Origin of the sequence: Collinsella aerofaciens (assembly GCF_015552075.1) — a bacterium.
In the GTDB taxonomy this organism is placed as follows: Bacteria; Actinomycetota; Coriobacteriia; order Coriobacteriales; family Coriobacteriaceae; genus Collinsella; species Collinsella aerofaciens_Y.
In genome coordinates this window covers 13,649-31,922 of record NZ_JADNDZ010000126.1, presented here as the reverse complement: position 1 = coordinate 31,922, position 18,274 = coordinate 13,649, and the positions used below count along the sequence as shown (strand labels likewise).

Here is an 18,274-nt window from a genome sequence, read left to right as displayed (position 1 = left end):
GTGCAATCGCAAGAAGATGACGGGGCGGAATGTCAATCCTGGTCTAACAGAGCCTAAAAAAATAGCCGGGGGACTCCCCCGGCACTTGGAGGTAGCTCAATGGGCCACCAACAACCTTATAGCATGTGCTGGCGGTGAGTGCAAAGGGGGGCGAGCCGGTACATTGCGTCGCGGCTTATGCGCAGCATCGCGCACGCCTCGTCGGCGCCGAATATCGCGTTGGTCGATGCGATGAGCCTCACCTGGCTCCTGCTAATGCTCTTGGTCATGGTCGTCCTCGAGCTCCTCTCGTCTCGAGGCTCCCTCGCGTGCCCGGCCGCGGGCGGCTCCCGGGGCGGTCGCCGCCGTCATTTGCGACGTGCTTGAGGCGGAGGCATCCGATCAGGTCGGCCTTGCGTCCTGGGTCGCCAACATCCGTGTAGCGGCGGACGAGATGGCGACTCGCGTCGCCGACATGCTCATGCACATGGGCGGCGACTAGCCAGGGCGATCCCTGCAACGGGCATTATTATCCGGGAAGCGTTTGGTTGCGAGCCACGCCGGTGTGAGGGTCTGAGTCGTCAGGCCCCGCACAGGGGGACCGCGATGGTGGCCACCGCGCCGCCCGAGGGGCTGTTGGCGAGCGAGACGGAGCCCCCGTGGGCGCTCGCGGCCTCGGAGGCGGCGTGGAGGCCGAGCCCGTAGTGGCGGCCTCCGTCGCGCGAGGAGCGGGATGAGTCGTCTGTGAAGAGGCGCTCGCAGCCGCGTTCGAGGGCGGCAGGAGAGAAGCCCGGTCCGTCGTCAGCGACCTCGATGACGAGGTGCCCGCCCGCGACGTCGCAGGAGACCGCCACGCGCGAGCGCGCGTGCTCGGCGGCGTTGGCCACGAGGTTCGCGGCGGCTCGCGCCAGGGCGGTTCGGTCGAGCGGGGCCTCGGGCGCGCCCGCGACAGCAGGGCCCGTGGTCGCGTCGAGCGTCACGCCTCGCGCCCGGGCGATCTGGGCGGCCTCGGCGAGGACCTGTTCGCAGAGCTCGGCCGGCCGCATGGGGGCCCTCTCCGCCCCGCCGGACCCGCGCGAGGCCTCGATGAGCAGGCGCACGTAGCCGTCGAGCCTTTCGACACTGTCGGCTATGTCGCGCGCGGCGGCCGCGAGGTCGGCGTCTTTCTCGTCTTCCAGCTCCTCCGCCACGAAGTCGGCGTTGGCGCGCAGCACGGTGAGCGGCGTCTTGAGGTCGTGGGCAAGCGACGCCACCTGCTCGCGCTGCCCCCGCTCCGCGGCCCAGCGGGCCTCGAGCGACTCGGCGAGGGAGGCCCGCATGGCGTCCATCGCGGCGAGGACGTCGTTCACCTCGCGCACGTTGGTGCTGCCGACCGCGAAGTCGAGCTCCCCCGCGCCGACGCGCCCCGCCGCCTCCGCGAGCGGCGCCATCTTGCGCGAGATCACGCGGCTCGCACGGCGCGCCACGAGCGCGAGCGCGAGCGCGCTTCCCGCAGCGGCGCCGACGAGCATGAGGTTCTGCGGGTTGGGAAGCAGGCCGGCGAGGTCGCGCGAGACCCACTGCGGCAGGTACTCGCTGACGAGTGCGCAGGCCCCGCCGCCCTTGAGCGGGAACGCGGCGTAGGTGAGGCCCGAGCCCCCGCCCTCGATCTCCACTGTGCCCGGATCCGCGGCGAGTGCCGCACGGGCCATTTCCGTCGCGTCCTCGAGTCGCGTGCCCTCGAGGTCTGTCATCAGCACGTATCCGTCCTTGTTCAGGATGAGGTAGCGGTACGCCGTCGGCACGTCCTGCTGCCCGCAGACGCCGTCGCGTGCCAGGCCCTCCGCGACCTCGCGCGCATTGGCCGGCCCCCAGCTTGCCTCGTAGACGAAGCCCGCGTTGATCGCCGCGGAGAGCGCCATGAACGTGGCGAGCCACGCCGTGGCGACCGCCGCGAACGCGTAGGCGAAATAGCGCGCGATGACGAAGGAGAGCGGCATGCCCCCGCGACCTCGCGCCCCGGTCCTCAGAGCTGCCACTTGTACCCCATCCCCCAGACGGTCGCGATCGGGTCGGCGCCGGCCTCGGAGAGTTTCCTCCGGGCGCGGCTGACCTGCATGGATATGGCCGCGTCGTCGGCGTCGCTCTCCCAGCCGAGCACCGCCTCGCGAATCTGCGCGCGGCTCATGACCTGCCCAGGGTGGCGGGCGAGGTACTCGCAGATGGCGTACTCGGTGGGCGTGAGCGACACGGCCTCGCCGCCCACGTCGAGGCCGCGCGCCCCGAGGTCGATCCGCACCTCCCCGAAGGAGAGGGCGTGCGAGCGCGGCCGGCGCTCACGGCGCAGATGGGCCGCGACCTTGGCGCGCAGCTCCGCGGCCCCGAAGGGCTTGCGGACGTAGTCGTCGGCGCCCAGGCCGTAGCCGGCCACGGCGTCCTCCTCGGCCACGCGCGCGGTCAGGAAGATGATGGGCCCGTCGAAGTCCGGGCGGATCTGCCGCACGAGCTCGAAGCCGTCGAGCCCCGGCATCATGACGTCGCAGAGCACGAGGTCGAAGCGCGAGAGGTCCGTCCCCGGGACCGCCGTCGGGTCCGCTGCCTTGACGACCTCATGGCCGTCGCGGCCGAGGACGCGCGCGAGCACGTCGAGGATCGCCCGCTCGTCATCCACTGCCAGTATCCTCGCCATATTCGACCTCCTGAAACTCCCGTTGCATTGTACTTGCGCCGCGCTCAGCGGTCCAGAGCCCCGCGGGCAGCCGAGGGCGGCTCGGCCGCGTCGCACGCGCGGTAGCGTACGCCCGAGCCGCCACGCGCCTCGATCTCGAGCCAGCCCTCGCCGTCCGACTCCCGCCCGAAGAAGATGAGCTGGAGCTCTCGGACATTGCCCCTGTCGTCCGCCGCGTCCACCAGGTAGACGTAGTTCGCCCCCGCCCCGGTGGCGTCGGCGTGGGAGCTCGCGTGGCTGCCGGGCTCGGGCGCGGGCGCCCACATGGCGATCTCAGGGTTGGGCAGCACGCGGTCGGCAATCGAGCGCAGCGCCGACCCCCAGCCGGCGTCGAGCAGGGCATTCCCGCCCAGGACGAGCGCTGCGAAGAGGAGGGCGAGCACGGCGGCGAGCGGCTTCCTACGCATCTGCCCTCCCGTCCTCGAAGCGGCAGAACCAGGCCAGAAGGACGGTGGCGGCTGCCAGGGCGAGCACGAGGCCAGCGAGCGCAGTCGTGAGGAGAGGGCCCGCCGCGCGTGCGGCGTCGATGAAGGCCTCCACCCCGAGCGACCCCAGACGCGCGGGCCAGGCGAGCGGCACCCAGCTCAGGGGCGTCGCCAGGGCACCGGTGAGCTCGCCGGTCATGAGGCCGTGCGCAAGTCCGCCCACTGAGAAGAACGCGAGGAGCATCCCCGCCGCACCGGCGCCGATGGCGGCGTTGCGGCCGAGGCGCAGGGCCACGCCGAGCTCCAGCGCGTAGAGGGGCAGGCTGCCCAGCACGATGCCCGCCCAGGCGGCCGCAAGCGGAGCGGGCCCGAGCGGCAGGCGCCCGGCGACGGCGAGCGCGGCCCCGAACACGCCGAGCGCCACGGCCAGCGCGCCCGCGCCGAGCGCCGCAAGGGCGAGCAGCTTCGCCGCGACGGCGCGCCCGCGCGAGGGGACCGCCGTGAGGTTGGCGAGGCGCCCGGCAGCGCGCTCCTCGTCCACGGCGAGCCCGCAGACGATGGCGGACATGAGCGGCATGAGGGCGCCGAGGAACTGGGCGTAGGCGTCCGCGCCCAGCGCCGGGTCCCATCGGGTAACGGAGAAGTACTCGCCGCAGGCAAGACCGGCTGCCAGGCCGCAGACGAGGTGCACCGCCGTGAGCGGGGAGCGCGCCAGGCGCAGGGCCTCGGAGAGCAGGGCCCGCGAGAGAGTCATGCGTGGCGTCGGGTCGGAGAGTCGTGTCACGGCCATCACCTCTCCTCGGAGCGCGCGAACCAGGCCGCGCCCGCCGCCGTGAGCGCGGCGAACGCGAGCGCGCAGACCGCAAGGCCCGCCAGTGTGAGCATGCCGTCCGCCGCGAGCGCCCCGCCGAGCGCCATGTCCGCCGCGAGTGGCTCGCCGCTTGGCAGCACGGGGATGAAGCTCGTAGGGATGACCATGCTCGCCGACGGCGGAAAGAGCTGCGGCAGCGGCACCAGCGACCAGGCGAACCCGCCCATGAGCTGCGCGGCGAGCGGGCAGAAGATGCCCGCGAGCATGCCGAGCCGCGCCGTGAGGAAGAGCCCTGCGGGAATCATCCACGCCGCGGTCACCGTGTTGGCGAGCGCGCAGAGGAGCATCGTGAACGTGCCCGCGGCCGTGAGACCCTGCGAGGAGAACGCCGATCCCGCGAGGTAGATGCCGAAGACCACGAGGTTCGAGAGCGTGCAGAGCGCGAGGCACCAGAGCGCCTTGGCCCACCAGGCGCGCCTAAGCGGGAAGCCCAGGCCCAGAAGCCCCCGCATCCGCGTGCGCGCGTCCGCCCGCGCGACGCATGCCACCACGAGCGAGAGAGCCACGGGCAGGAAGAGCGCGTACCAGTAGTTCCACGCGCTGAAGATCTGCACGCCCCGGTAGGGCATCGCGCCGAGCAGCGGCATCGGCAGCGCCATGAGCACGGCCAGGCGAACCGGTGCCGCGTGGCGCGACTTCAGGGCCTCGGCGCGCAGGCCCGCGAGCAGGCCGCTTTTCTCGCCTGTCATGCCGCCACCTCCCCGCGCGCTCGACGCCCCTCCCGGCAGACGCTCATGAAGAGTTCCTCGAGGTCCTGCCCGGGTCGAAGCGCATCCTCGTAGGCGAGGTGCCCCCCGTAGATGATGCCGATGGTGTCCGCCATCTGCTGCACCTCGGAGAGGATGTGGCTCGAGACGATCACCGTCGTGCCCGCCGCCGCGAAGCCGCGGATCTGGTCGCGCAGCTCCTCGATGCCGATGGGGTCGAGGCCGTTGGTGGGCTCGTCGAGCACGAGCAGGCGTGGCCGGGCGATCAGCGCCAGCGCGAGCCCCAGGCGCTGCCGCATGCCCATCGAGAAGCGCCCGGCGCGCTTCTTCCCGGTGTCCGCGAGGTCCACGGCGGCGAGTACCTCATCTATGCGGCTTTCGGGAAGGCCCAGCAGCGTGGTGCGCACGCGCAGGTTCTCGCGTGCGGTGAGGTTGGGGTAGAGCGGCGCCTCCTCGATGAGGCTGCCGATTGCGTAGAGGTCCTCGCGGCGCCAGGCGTGCCCGGCAAAGAGGATCTCCCCGGCCGTCGGCCGCAGCATCCCGCAGATCATCTTGAGCGTTGTCGACTTGCCGGCGCCGTTGGGGCCGAGCAGCCCGTACACCTCGCCCTCGCGGATATGAAGGCTCACGTCGGCCACGGCGTCCTGCGCCTGGTCGCCGCGGCCGAAGCGCTTGGTGAGCCCGCGCGTCTCGAGCATGTAATCCATGGGCTTATCCTTTCTCTTCCGGGCGCGCGGGCCGAGTCGCCGTGCCCGCGCGCCTTACCTTTCGGGTTCAACATCCATGGTGGGGCGCGTTTCTAACGAAGCTGTAACGGCCGTTGGGCTCTTTTGGCGCCAGCCCTTCTCGACCCGTACGCCACTCATGGTATGTTTATCGCGATAACAAGGACGGAGGTGCTCGTGGCACGCAATAAGTACCCGGAGGAGACGGTCGAGAAGATTCTCGACGTTGCCGAGCGGCTCCTCGTGGAGCGCGGCTACGAGCACACCACGATGATCTGAAGAGCAATACGCTAAATCGAAAAAGGTAATCGAAGCCGCGCCTGTGGACTTATCGAGGGTCGAGATTCCCGCCCCATCCATCGGCACCCAGCAGAAGGTCGTCGACATCCTCGACCGCTGCGGCACCCTAACCAAATCGCTCACCGACGGTAGGATAAACCCCCATGAATATATGAATTGACCTGCTGACTCCAATGAAGATTGGAGGGTAACTGCCAGGGGTGACGGCCCAGCGAGTGTTATTTTGCGAGCTATGCGCATTGAAAGCGACCTTTCGTGGTATAAACTACTTGCCGGAAGCCGCGGCTTTCAGAGTACGGCTTACGTGTACGTTTAACCTCCGTGGGCGACGGGGTGCCGCAAGGCGTAGAATATCGCCCACCTGTAGGGGCCTGCAGCGATGCGGGCCCCGCTTCGTATGAGGGGGCGTAACCGATGAAGATCGTATCCATCTCCCAGGACTTCTTCGACCTCGTCGATGGCGACCGTGAGCTCATGCTTAAGCACAATCGCCCCTGCATCGTGGTGGTGAGGCTGCGTTTCCGCGGAAAGCGCAGGGACTTCGCCGTGCCGCTGCGTTCCAACATCGCCCCTAACGTGCCCAAAGACCAGTACTTTGCGTTGCCACCCCGCCCCACGACGCGCCCCGGCTGCCGCCACGGCATCCACTACATCAAGATGTTCCCCATAACCAAGGCCTACCAGCGCCGCTTCAGGACCGAGGGCTCGGCCTACTACGAGACGCTCCAGCGCATCATCGATGGCAACACCAAACGCATTGTCTCCGAATGCCAGGCGTACCTTGACCTCTATGAGCGCGAGGGAAGGTCCTGCTTTGCCGTCGACATCGATCGCATCGTGGGCCTGCTGGAAGGCGAGAAGTAGGGCACCTCGGCTCAGTCTCGAGCCATGCGGAGTCGCTCCGCATTTTTGAACGCCGCGTGTGCGTCCTAAATACTTGAGAAACAAGCTGTGAAGTGCGGTGGCGCGCCCGTGCCCGTGCATAGCCGTCACCATCAGCGTCTACGCGGTGTCGGCTTCAAGTGGAACTGGCGCCGCTGCTGTATATGGTTTGCCTTGCTGCAAATGGCAATCAATGCCCACGATGCTTCTGCTTGCGCTTCAGCTTTCGCTGCTCGAAGCGCGCATCAGCCTCTTCCGCGCGGCGTCGGCTTCTTGCATGAGCTGACTCCTGTTTCATCGCTTCTCTCTGTGCTGCGAGCGCCTGCTGCGCCTTGGTGCTCATCGCGGGCCGCTTAAGGGCTTTCGCCGCCTCACGGGCGCGCCGCTTGGGGTTCTTCGCGGGCTTGTTTGTTTCAATGGCCTTGTCGCCGAAGAACGAGAGCTTCTCCCATTCGCTTGTAACGAATCGCAGGATCTCCTCATCGGACGGCTCCGCGCCGAAGACGATGCGGGCGACGCCGTACTTTCCGCCCTCGACGTGCTCCGCCAGCCCGACCCAGAATTGACCGTCGTGATATACGGTCAGGGTGGACGACACGCTGATCTGCATGGCTGGTTCCTCCTTTATGTAGATGACCATGCAGAGAAGGGACAACCAAGGAGGCAGGTTACTGATGCGGACTCCCGCACGCCCACGACTACCCGACGGGGACTGTGTTTTCATCTCTGATGCCCGCATTGTAGCACGCGCGGATGCGCCCTTCATCGCTGCCGACATGACGTGGCTGGGATTCGTTCCTCGACACATCCTTTTGTATATTGCCTTCCCGGTTTCGAAACTTTAAATCAATTCGAGTTTCGAAACCGGGAAGGAGAGCGTATGTGAGAGGCGATATGAGCATCAACTTGATGCTTGAGGGGGAGCTCGCGTCGCTTCTGCCCATCGGGGACGTGTTCCCGAAGGTCCTCATCTCCCGCATAGGGCATGAGACCTGTACCCGGGAAGGCGTACTCGTGCTGGACCTCGCGCGGTGCTGCTCGGTGAGCAGGGGTTCTGAACACTGCGTAGGGATATAGCGCGACAGGGGGGTGCAGCACCGTTTGCGCCTTGTCTAGAGAACACGAACAAGAGATGTGGCCTGCAGACGACTGAATAGCTCCATCCGTTTTGGTTACAACAAAATGTGTGCCGCGCGCCTGCGGCATGAGGGAGGGAGATTTCTATGAATATCGTTGTATTGAGTGGTAGCCCGCGTAAGGGCGCCAATACCGACACCATGGTCGAGACGTTTGCCGAGACCGCGCGTGAGGGTGGCCATGCGGTTGAGGTCGTCCGCGTTGCCAGCAAAAAGATCGCTGGTTGTCTGGGATGCCAGTACTGCTTTACCCATGAGGGCACTTGCGTGCAGAAGGATGACATGGCCAACCTGATCGAGTCGCTGAAAGGCGCCGATATGGTTGTCTTCGCCTCGCCCATCTACTGGTTTGATATCACTGCGCAGGAGAAAGCCGCTATTGACCGCCTGTACGCCTTCGGTGCCACGGGCTTCCCGTTCACCAAGACGGCCCTTTTGCTCGATAGCCACAGCGAGGGCGTCTATGATGCGGCGATCGCTATGTACAAGTCGACCTGCGCGTACTGCAAGTGGGAGGACCAGGGCATTATCACCATCAGCGGTATGACCGAGCGCGATAGCATGGCATCGTCGCCCAAGTTGGAAGAGGTGCGAGAGCTCGCTCGCAAGCTCGCCTAAGGGCAAGAAGAACGCATGGCAATCGGTGTTGGTGGAAAATGCTTGCTATCCTTACCAAGAGGAATGCTGATTGCCATGCGTTGATGCTTCCGCGGACAATTCCGGCGTGCTAAAACGCCTTCTCGTTCAAGAATTCCCTGAACGCGGGAATGTCAAAGCCAACGAGACCACGCCCGCGCTCTCCAATGACGCCGTCCTCCAGGAGGCGGCGTTTGTATTGGCTTGCGTAGTTGCTGGCGACGCCCATGCGTTTGGCTATCTCCGAGACCCTGCTGGGGCCAGAATCGGGCAGCATCGCGAGCAAAAACTCAATGTCTTTATCGGAAAGCTCCCGATAGGTCGTTTCGAGAGAAGCCCGACGTCATGCTTCTCGAGTTGCCTGAAGACGCCATTCATGCGCGTGCGCCAGTTGCCCTGGGCCTCTTGAGCATATGTCCAATCGATGCCCACTGGGCCAATTTGAACACCGTTTATGCGCGCGTGAGGCTGTGAGAGGTAGCTATCTGCGGCTTCTTTGGTTCGCTCGATAATATCTTCGAGCATGCCTGGCATGGCGGAGACATTTGCTGCAATCCATGGTGGCCCCTTTGCAGGTTTTGCTAACTTTTGCAACTTTTGCTAACTTTTGCAAGTTTTACTAACGGCTTAACATGCCTTGTGCCGTGGGGTTGCGGGAGTGAAAAACGGGGATTCCTATTATTCTGACTGCGTTGCAGCGAGCGGGGCCCGGAGCGCAATGTTGCTGCGCTCCGGGCCCCACCGTTTTGAGAGCTTATGGCGGTTCTGCCGTCGTCCTAGTCAAACAGACTCGGCATGTCGTTTTCTTTCATGAGGGCACCGGCTGAGGGGAGGCTCTGCGCGGTGAACTTCTCGGCCGAGACGCCGGCGCCAAGGATCTCTTCGGTTGTGCCGACGGTGGTGACCGAGCGGCCCTTCTTGGCCGTAAAGGCCTGGACACCCTGCGTGTTGGTAGTCGTCTTGGTCTTGAGCAGCGACGTGTTGAAGTTCATCAGGCGGTAGTCGCTCGAGACCAGCGCGATGTTGCGGTCCTCCTTGAGCACCTGGGCATACAGCAGCTTGCTGCCGCCGTAGATGGCGTTCTTAAGGCGCTTGCGGTTGGTCTTGGTGACGTATCCAGAAAGCGCGACGCGCACCACGCGGCCGTTCTCAAAGACGAACAACACGTCGGCCTTGTAGTCCTCGGGGTCGATGACCCAGATGACACTCTCGTCGGGTTCCATCTCAAGATCGGTCGGCAGGTACGAGCCCAGCTGGGCCGACTTGGTGTCCTCAAACGCGGCAACCTTGCACTTGTACACCTGGCTCTTGTTGGTAAACACGAGCAGCTCGTGCGTGTTGGAGGACGGGAACTCGATAAAGGGCTTATCGCCGTCCTTGTACTTGAGCGTAGTGGCCTTCTTGAGCACGCGGTCCGTCATCTTCTTAAGGTAGCCATCGCGCGAGAGCATGATGGTGACCGGGTACTCCTCGACCTCGGGCTCCAAGCTTACCTCGATAACCTCATGGGGCTCGATCCTACCCGTGCGGCGCGGCATCACATACTTCTTGTTGACCGCCGCCAGCTCGTCGCTGATGACCTTCTTAATGTTGTCCTCGCTGGAGAGGATCTCCTCAAGCTCGGCAATCTCACCCTCGAGCTTAGCGATGTCTTTGGTGCGGTTGAGGATGTACTCCTCGTTGATGTTGCGGAGCTTAAGTTCGGCGACAAACTCGGCCTGGGTCTCGTCGATGTCGAAACCCTTCATAAGGTTGGGCACGACCTCGGCTTCGAGTTTGGTGCCGCGGATGATGGCGATGGCCTTGTCGATGTCGAGCAGAATTGCCTCGAGGCCGTGCAGAAGGTGCAGGCGCTCGGACTTTTTGCCCAGGTCAAAGTTAATGCGGCGACGCGTGGACTCAATACGCCACTTGACCCACTCGTGCAGAATCTGGCGCACGCCCATAACGCGGGGATAGCCGTCGACCAGCACGTTAAAGTTGCACGAGAACGAATCCTGCAGCGTGGTCGAGCGATAGAGCTTGGCCATGAGCTTGTCGGGGTCGACGCCGCGCTTAAGGTCGATGGCGATGCGCAAGCCCGAGAGGTCGGTTTCGTCGCGGATGTCAGCGATCTCCTTGACCTTGCCCTCCTTAGAGAGCTTGACGATGCGCTCGATGATGACATCGGTCTTAGTGGTGTAGGGAATCTCGTAGACCTCGATGATGCGCTCTTCGGGAATCCAACGCCAGCGGGAGCGAATCTGGAAGCTACCCAGTCCGGTCTCGACAATCTTTTCCATCTCCTCGCGGCGGTAGATGATCTCGCCGCCGGTCGAGAAGTCGGGCATGGGCATGTACTCGAGCAGGTCGCAATCGGGATCCTGCAGGTAGTGCATCGTGGCGGTGCAGACCTCGTTGAGGTTGAAGCCACAGATGTCGGACGCCATGGCGACGCCGATGCCCTTGTTGGCCGAGACAAGGATGTTGGGGAACGTGGTGGGCAGCAGGCGCGGCTCCTTCATGGCGCCGTCGTAGCTGTCGACGAAGTCGACCGGGTCCTTGTCGATGTCCTTGAAGATCTCGGCGCTGATGGGGGAGAGCTTGGCCTCGGTATAACGCGAGGCGGCGTAGCTCAGATCGCCCGAATAGTACTTGCCAAAGTTGCCCTTCGACTCAACGAACGGCGCGAGCAGCGCTTCGTTGCCCGTCGCCAGGCGCACCATCGTCTCGTAGATTGCGGCGTCGCCGTGCGGATTGAGCTTCATGGTCTGGCCCACGATGTTGGCGCTCTTCTGGCGCTCGCCCTTGAGCAGACCCATCTTGTACATGGTGTAGAGCAGCTTGCGGTGCGAGGGCTTAAAGCCGTCGATCTCGGGGAACGCACGCGAGACGTTGACGCTCATAGCGTAGGGCATGTAGTTGACCTCGAGCGTTTGCGTGATCGGCTGATCGGTGACCTCAGAGTGCAGGCCGATGACGTTCTCGGCGTTAACCTGCTTTTTCTTTGGCTGGTTCTTCGTCTTCTTCTTTGCCACGATATCCTCTTGAACTTCTTATGGGCCGTCGTTATCGATTTACTGCTACTGCAGGTCCAGCTGGTCCAGGTATTCCTTGCCGTGCTCGGAGATATGGCGCTTGCGGCCTGCCTCGTCGTTGCCCAGCAAAAGGTTGAACATAGTTTCCATCTTGGCGACGTCCTCGGGCTCCACCTTGATCAGGCGACGCGTCTCGGGGTTCATGGTGGTGAGCCACATCATGTCCGGATCGTTCTCACCAAGACCCTTGGAGCGGTTGATGGAGCACTTTTGGTCGCCGATCTCCTTAAGGATGCCGTTCTTCTCGAGCTCGGTGTAGGCAAAGTAGGTCTTCTCTTTGCAGTTGATCTCGTAGAGCGGCGACTCGGCGATATACACGTAACCCTCGTCGATAAGTGTGGGCACCAGGCGGTAGAGCATGGTGAGCACGAGCGTACGGATGTGATAACCGTCGACGTCGGCGTCCGTACAGATGATGACTTTGTTCCAGTTGAGGTTGTCCAGGTCGAAGGCGCCGAGGTTCTTGATGCGCTTGTCTTTGATCTCCACACCGCAGCCCAGCACGCGCATGAGGTCCATGATGATGTCGGACTTAAAGATGCGCGGATAATCCTCCTTCAGGCAGTTGAGGATCTTGCCTCGGACGGGCATGACACCCTGGAACTCGGCATCGCGCGAGGTGCGAATGGCGCCTGCTGCCGAGTCGCCCTCTACGATGTAGATCTCGCGGCGGCTCTTGTCCTTGGAGCGGCAGTCGATGAACTTCTGCACACGGTTGGCCATGTCGGTCTTCTGCTGCAGGTTGGTCTTGATGCTCTGACGCGTCTTCTCGGCGTTCTCGCGCGAGCGCTTGTTGATGAGCACCTGTTCCATGATCTTGTTGGCGGCGTCTTTGTTCTCGATCAGGTAGGTCGAGAGGCGCTCCTTAAAGAAGGCCGTCATGGCCTGCTGGATAAAGCGGTTATTGATGGCCTTCTTGGTCTGGTTTTCGTAGGACGTCTGGGTGGAGAAGCAGTTGGTCACCAGCACCAGACAGTCCTGGACGTCCTGCCACTTAATGCCGCTCTCGTTTTTGTTGTACTTGCCTTGTTGCTTGATGTAGGCATCGATGGCGCTGGTCAGAGCGCTACGGGCCGCCTTCTCGGGTGAGCCGCCGTTCTCGAGCCACGATGAGTTGTGGTAGTACTCCTGCATCATGAAGGTGCGCGAGAAGCACATGCACGCGGTGATTTTTACGTTGTAATCGGGCAGGTCCTCGCGATCGCGACCGCGACGGTCGGCCTCGATAAAGAAGGGCTCGGTAAGGTAGTCGGTACCGACCTTCTCGAGCACGTAGTCCTCGATGCCCTTGGGATAGCAAAAATCCTCTTCGGAAAACTCGCCATCGTCGCCCTCGATACGCAGGCGGAAGGTCACGTTAGCGTTGACCACGGCCTGACGGCGCATGGTTTCGCGATACCAATCGTGGGGAATGCTAATCGAGGTAAAGACCTCAAGATCGGGGCGCCACTTGATGGTGGTGCCGGTGCGGTTCTCGTCGCTGGGCTCAATCTCGAGTGCCTTCTTTTTGGCACCGACGACCTTGCCTTTTTTAAAGTGCAGGGAGTACTTGTTACCGTCACGCCAGACGGTGACGTCCATGTACTCGGAAGCGTACTGGGTCGCGCAGGAGCCCAGGCCGTTGGTGCCGAGCGAGAAGTCGTAGTCGCCGCCCTGGTTGTTGTTATACTTGCCACCGGCGTAGAGCTCGCAGAAGACGAGCTCCCAGTTAAAGCGCTTCTCGGAAGGGTTCCAGTCGAGCGGGCAGCCACGGCCATTGTCCTCTACCTGGATAGAGCCATCGCGAAAGGCGGTAAGGGTGATGAGCTTGCCGTAGCCCTGGCGTGCCTCGTCAACGGCGTTGGACAGGATCTCGAAGGCGGCATGCGCGCAGCCATCGAGTCCGTCCGAGCCAAAGATGACGGCGGGGCGCAGGCGTACGCGCTCCTCGTCCTTGAGCTGACGAATACTGTCGTTACCATAGTTTGCGGTGTTTTTTGCCATGCTCGCTCTCTTGGTACTTCCTCTTGTGTATTTAAGTCGTATAGATAGTCAAGGTAGCATAGCCCAGCCCGTGGGCGATTCCAACCAACACGAAATCCATCGAACAATCGTTCGGAATTTGGTGGAACAGCGTTTACTCGGACAAAACCGAGTCGGTTCTGTCCGAGTAAGTTTGAAGACGGCCGAATGTGTCTTGCTGCGTTTGCGGTTGGATACGCTGTCGAAGACGTGTCGTGCGGATTGTTGGCGAAAAGACGCCGTGCCAAGCTCGAGGCAGAACTCGACTCCTCTGACGACATCTAATGCGTAATGGGCTGGCTCTGGGTATCCAAAACCAGCCCATTTTGATGTTCGATGAGCCGAGTCAGCGTCTCTCGTAAAAGCAACTAGGAGCTAGCGAGGCTCATCCGAATTGACCTCATCGGCGGTGTCTTTTTCGAGCGCCGTGCGGCGGGCGCTGTAGGCGACAAGGCCGGCACCAGCTGCGGCGAGTGCTGCTGCGGCTGCCGTAAGGGGAGCGTTGACATCGCCCGTGCCCGCAAGCGCGCCCGCTTTTCCGGAGCGCTTGTTAGTGCCGTGGTCCTTGCCACTGCTGGAGCTGCTTCCGCCGGAGCCGCCGCCCTTGTCAGTACCGCCGCCACTCGTGCCGCCATCGCCGTCGACCGTCATCGGGGCGTCGTGAAGTTCCGTCGTATCCGCGTTGTCGCATACGCCGACCTGAACTTCTGAGCGTTCGCATGCCGCGTCGGGCACATGAAGCTCGTGCAGCACGGCACCCAGCGCCGAGTTTGCGCCCGGTCGAATTTCCTCGAGCGTTACGGGATCGAGCGCCACCAGATTACGCGCCTTCGCATATAGCGTTACGCGTTTGCCCACCTCGTCGCTCCAACTCTCGGGGATGGCGAAGCTCATGCGGAACTGTGCCGTGCAACCCGGTGCCAGCACGGCGTTGCCACTGTCGGCTACCAGCGGGTGCGTTGCAAAATGTGCGCCCAGCGTCTCGAGCGTGTGCTTCACGTGTGTCATGTCGTTGGCCGAAGCGTCCTCGGCAAGCTCTGGATCGTAGATCGATGCCATGCGTGCGTTCACTCCGAACCCGATGGATGCGCTGGAGAACGGCTGACTGGAGCCCTCTCGGTACAGATCGATCGTGCCGGCGGTCAGCAAGGTGTTGCTGTCGTTTCGCACCGTGACCATGAAGGATTCGCCTGCTGCTCCGGGCACCACCGCGCCCGAGGTAGCGACTGCGCCCGTCGGAGTGGCACACGCCACCAAGGGCACTTCGATGCCGTGTAGTTCTGCCTCGCTCTTCTCCGCGCTCACAATGTGCGTTGCGAGCGCGGAGAGCATGCTCCCCGACGTCAAAAATGTCGTTATCTGATCGACGGGATGGTCCAGCTCGCACATCACGAACGGCTCCGTGAACAGATCGCCTGCCAAGGTGCTGGCGAAGATGCGGAAGTGCTTGCCCATCACTGCTACCGGGTTGCCTTCTTCGTCGTAGGTTTGTCCCACCTTGCCATCGGTGTTCTCTACATAGAGCACGCACCTGCCGTTGTTGCTTACGCTGAACGATGCCGGGCCGCAGCCTGCGGCACCCACGGGCTGCGTTGCAAATACCGGTGCGCCTCGCGTCCAAGTAATATGCTGCAGTTGCTCGTTGACGGTAGCCAAAAAGCCCGTGTGCTGCGGCCACGGCACCGCGTGGGGTACTGTGGCATCTGGCGACATAACGCCCCAGCCCGCAATGGACTGGCCGATCACGGCGTACGATGCACAGCCACAACCGCCTGCGGTCTCGTATGCAACGGGCACCACCATTTTGCCGTTGATATTCTCGGGCGCGCCGAGCTCGATGCTCGACGGTGCCTGCGGAAAGCGGAGAACTTGGCGGAACGTCAGGCTGTCGCCTGAAACGTCCGACCACAGGGTAAAGCACTCCAGCGCAACCTCGGCCTCGCTGCCGAGCGCCTTTTCTGTGGTGGTTCCGCGGCGGTGGAGGTAGGCGCCCGACAGGCGCCCGTTGACAAGTGTCTTGCCCACCGTGATGCGTGGGCACTGCAGGCAATGGTAGCCATCCTCCTGAAGGCGGCCGCGCGAGATGCTGCGCCACGACGCGTGCGATACCACGCGAACTCCGTCGTTGCTTATGCGCAGGCGCACAACGGACAGTATGCCGGCTGTGCTTGCTATATCGAAAAGGGTGTCGTCGCCGGCGGGGCGCTCGCCCGAGACCAGCAGCACGTAGGCGTCCTGGTTTCCTCTTCCGTCCGTATATTCCACTACGTCGAAGTCGTAATCGTATATGCTGTCGCGCTCCACGTCGCCCTCGCCAAACCCAAGGGGAAAGTCCACAGGCGTGGGAGCGGACCACGTTCCGTTTGCCTTTGTGTGTACCACCAGGCGCGAGCGACCATTGTCGCCGTAGCGCACCGAGGCGATACGGAACAGGCATTCTACGCCGGCAATCATTGCCAGCTTCATGTGGGCTTCGCTGAGCACGCCAGCAAACAGCACGTTGTCGCTCGAGGGCTTGATGCCGCCACGCTCGTCCTCCGACACGCCGGAAGAATCGGCGTTCGGGTCGGCAACGGTGTTCGTTGCCTGACCGATGTAGGTGTACTCATACATCGGCACGGCGTTTTCGTCGTTCTCTATCAGTGCATGGACGAAATGCTCGATCTGTCCCGTGTCGTCGCTTTCTGCATCCGCCTCGAGCTCAATGCGCGTGACCGCTTGATCCCAATCGCGCACGACAGGCGCGGTGTTTACGGCAGTGGCCTTAACCTCGGCGCGTGCGAGCAGTTCGGCGTTGGTGACGATGGTGGCCGATGCGATAAATTGCGGCACACCACACGCCTCGGCGTTGCCGGCCGAGCCGAAGCAGGCATCCAGCGTATAAGGCGTATCTCCATCCAATGCGAGCTCAGAGCGCTGGAGCACATACTGGTCGCCATTGTTCACCGACATATTCCACGAATCGATGAGTGTGGGCTACGACCCCGACCAAGCCTTGGTGGTCCACTTGAACATTACGAACTGGAGTATTACATCGACATCGACGTCTGCACCTACACGCAGTCGCGGAAGCTGGTGTCCATTTGCCTTTTCGTACCCAATGAACAGCGTGAGGGATGCGGCGCCGCGCACGGCAGACGAAGCGACGCCTGCAACGCCGGCGCCAAAGGTGACGGCAAGCCCGATCTGGATGGTGAACGAGCCCGACGTGTTTGAATAGTCGAGCGAAATGTTTTTAAAAAACGCCGCGCCGCTGCCGTGCGTGTGGGCACCCACGGCGAGCGCCAGTTTTGCCAGCACCCAGGGGTTGACGTTTAGGAAAAAGGGCACCGGTCCTAGGGTAAACTGCTCGGTCCAATTGAGGTCGGTTCTTACCTGGAAGAGGGCCTTAATATTGCCGTATGCGGGGTCGTTGTTGCTGCCCCAGGTTTTGCCTACCCAATCGTAGGCGAGCGATCCGTACACCTGTGTGGCGATATCCATCGTGAACAGCAGCGTGCAATGGTGACGAAGGAGCTTGGTGTTTCTTGGATCGGTGCCCGAACCGGCACTCATGCTCTTGTACTGATTCCACTTCCCTTCCATCTCGTCGAGGTAGCGGTTTGCCTGCTTGGCGCCCGACTCGCGCGGCGATTTCTTCCAGTATTCCAGATCAGGGTTGCCCGAATCGTTCATATAGCTGGCTGGTTTGTATCCTCCGCCAAACAGCACGTACCCGGCAAAAGAGAAATCGAACAAAATGGGGAATGAGGGCATCCAGCACGTGAACTTATTGCCGCCGATGCCGGGAAACGCCGCCGGAAAATCAAACGGAGTGATCTCTTGGTCCATGGTAGTAGGAATGATGGTGGTCGAGCCCGATTCTGCCTTTGCGGCCGGCGCGGTGACAACGGCCATGGGAGAGGAGAGCGTGTAGGTTTTGCCCTGATAGTCGAGCACAAAGCGCAGCTTGCATCCTTCCTCCAGAAGGCCCGATGCCGCATCGAGGAACTTGTCTTCGAGCGTGAATGTCGCCAGATTATCCGAACCCGATGCACCGGCCTTGACTTGGCCAATTTGCGTGACGGTTTCGGGCGAGCTGCCCGTGGCGGGCAATACCTTGTTGATGCACAGCGTTGCCTGTCCACCCTGTGGCAGATGTGCCTGCACGGTAAAGGAGTGCGTATCGGGCTGTTCGTTTGCCGTGTCGTCCTTCGGCAATGCCATGAACGTGGCTTCAGCGTACTGGATGTCCCATTCGTCGAATGTGAGCTGGCGAAAGTACGGCTCGCCATCGGAGAGCGGACGTGTGGGTGCGGTAATGGCGGTGCCGCCTTGGACACGCGCGAGGGGAATCTCGACATCGCGGTAGCCTTTCATGCTGATGGAGATACCGCCGTTAAAGTCGTACGCGTCAAGGAGTGTTGCCTCGTCCACGTAGCCTTCCGAAAGCGGCGCGACCTCAAAAATGGCCGTGCCTTCGTCATCGGTAGTGGCGGTGAGCTGCTTGCCTGCGGCATAGCGCGATGTGAGCGTGACCTGGGCACCCGCGATGGGCGTATTCTTGTTGGCGACATCGACCACGACCACACCAAACATGGTGCGCGAGAGAACGAGCACCCTGAAGGGGTCTTTTTCGTCGGCATAGGCTTCGGTGGGCGCGAACGGCAATATGAAGGCGTTTGCGCTTCCTGGCACGCGCGGCAACATAATGCTCGCCAGCGAGGACGCTTCGGCAACAAGTAATGAACGGCGATCAAGCATCTTTGGCTCCCATCCCGCAGGCATCGGTGGAAATAATCCAATTTTGCGAGAAGGCATCCTGTCACGGTAGTGCCGTTCGATGGCC

At 62.7% G+C, this 18,274-nt stretch carries 15 protein-coding genes; 4 read left to right on the top strand and 11 right to left on the bottom strand.

Annotated features, from left to right (window positions below):
* The first annotated feature begins 358 nt into the window (after nucleotides 1–358).
* Complete coding sequence (locus I2D41_RS10155; RefSeq protein WP_267471615.1) at nucleotides 359–481, top strand: hypothetical protein; 123 nt, start codon at nucleotides 359–361, stop codon at nucleotides 479–481.
* Nucleotides 482–560: 79 nt separating this feature from the next.
* Here I2D41_RS10155 and I2D41_RS09965 read toward each other — a convergent pair whose 3' ends face one another.
* The 6 genes from I2D41_RS09965 to I2D41_RS09940 are packed head-to-tail and all read right to left on the bottom strand — an operon-like array spanning nucleotide 561 to nucleotide 5,396.
* Entirely contained in the window at nucleotides 561–1,958 is a 1,398-nt protein-coding gene (locus tag I2D41_RS09965) for a sensor histidine kinase (RefSeq protein ID WP_195364386.1), read from the bottom strand.
* A gap of 26 nt (nucleotides 1,959–1,984) precedes the next feature.
* On the bottom strand, nucleotides 1,985–2,647 hold the full coding sequence (locus I2D41_RS09960) for a response regulator transcription factor (protein WP_195364385.1): 663 nt from the start codon (nucleotides 2,645–2,647) through the stop codon (nucleotides 1,985–1,987).
* 44 nt (nucleotides 2,648–2,691) lie between these two features.
* Entirely contained in the window at nucleotides 2,692–3,093 is a 402-nt protein-coding gene (locus I2D41_RS09955; protein WP_195364384.1) for a hypothetical protein, read from the bottom strand.
* The gene (locus tag I2D41_RS09950) at nucleotides 3,086–3,901 is read right to left on the bottom strand and encodes an ABC-2 family transporter permease (protein WP_195364383.1); all 816 of its coding nucleotides are present in this window, start codon (nucleotides 3,899–3,901) and stop codon (nucleotides 3,086–3,088) included. Before I2D41_RS09950 ends, I2D41_RS09955 begins: the two co-directional genes overlap by 8 nt.
* Nucleotides 3,901–4,671 (bottom strand): ABC-2 family transporter permease, encoded by a 771-nt coding sequence (locus I2D41_RS09945; RefSeq protein WP_195364382.1) that lies wholly within the window; start codon nucleotides 4,669–4,671, stop codon nucleotides 3,901–3,903. Before I2D41_RS09945 ends, I2D41_RS09950 begins: the two co-directional genes overlap by 1 nt.
* A complete protein-coding gene (locus tag I2D41_RS09940; protein WP_195364381.1) occupies nucleotides 4,668–5,396 on the bottom strand; it encodes a lantibiotic protection ABC transporter ATP-binding protein in 729 nt (242 codons plus the stop codon). The genes I2D41_RS09945 and I2D41_RS09940 overlap by 4 nt, the downstream gene beginning before the upstream one ends.
* 195 nt (nucleotides 5,397–5,591) lie before the next feature.
* On the opposite strand from I2D41_RS09940, the gene I2D41_RS09935 reads away from it, so the two are divergent.
* Complete coding sequence (locus I2D41_RS09935) at nucleotides 5,592–5,693, top strand: TetR/AcrR family transcriptional regulator (RefSeq protein ID WP_218565035.1); 102 nt, start codon at nucleotides 5,592–5,594, stop codon at nucleotides 5,691–5,693.
* 435 nt (nucleotides 5,694–6,128) lie between these two features.
* On the top strand, nucleotides 6,129–6,578 hold the full coding sequence (locus tag I2D41_RS09930) for a hypothetical protein (protein WP_195233024.1): 450 nt from the start codon (nucleotides 6,129–6,131) through the stop codon (nucleotides 6,576–6,578).
* 208 nt (nucleotides 6,579–6,786) lie between these two features.
* Here I2D41_RS09930 and I2D41_RS09925 read toward each other — a convergent pair whose 3' ends face one another.
* On the bottom strand, nucleotides 6,787–7,206 hold the full coding sequence (locus tag I2D41_RS09925; RefSeq protein ID WP_195233026.1) for a YjdF family protein: 420 nt from the start codon (nucleotides 7,204–7,206) through the stop codon (nucleotides 6,787–6,789).
* Between the two features lie 613 nt (nucleotides 7,207–7,819).
* Between I2D41_RS09925 and I2D41_RS09920 the strand changes: the two genes are divergently transcribed.
* Nucleotides 7,820–8,350, top strand: a complete 531-nt coding sequence (locus tag I2D41_RS09920) for a flavodoxin family protein (protein ID WP_195364380.1) — start codon at nucleotides 7,820–7,822, stop codon at nucleotides 8,348–8,350.
* A 794-nt stretch (nucleotides 8,351–9,144) separates the two neighbouring features.
* On the opposite strand, the gene I2D41_RS09915 is transcribed toward I2D41_RS09920, so the two are convergent.
* The 4 genes from I2D41_RS09915 to I2D41_RS09900 form a co-directional block, all read right to left on the bottom strand.
* Nucleotides 9,145–11,385: a DNA gyrase subunit A gene (locus tag I2D41_RS09915; RefSeq protein WP_195364379.1), complete on the bottom strand. Its 2,241-nt coding sequence runs from the start codon at nucleotides 11,383–11,385 to the stop codon at nucleotides 9,145–9,147.
* Nucleotides 11,386–11,430: 45 nt separating this feature from the next.
* Complete coding sequence (locus I2D41_RS09910) at nucleotides 11,431–13,428, bottom strand: DNA gyrase/topoisomerase IV subunit B (RefSeq protein WP_195364378.1); 1,998 nt, start codon at nucleotides 13,426–13,428, stop codon at nucleotides 11,431–11,433.
* 393 nt (nucleotides 13,429–13,821) lie between these two features.
* A complete protein-coding gene (locus I2D41_RS09905; RefSeq protein WP_195364377.1) occupies nucleotides 13,822–16,398 on the bottom strand; it encodes a hypothetical protein in 2,577 nt (858 codons plus the stop codon).
* 24 nt (nucleotides 16,399–16,422) lie between these two features.
* Nucleotides 16,423–18,189 (bottom strand): carboxypeptidase-like regulatory domain-containing protein, encoded by a 1,767-nt coding sequence (locus I2D41_RS09900; protein ID WP_195364376.1) that lies wholly within the window; start codon nucleotides 18,187–18,189, stop codon nucleotides 16,423–16,425.
* Between the last annotated feature and the right edge of the window lie 85 nt (nucleotides 18,190–18,274).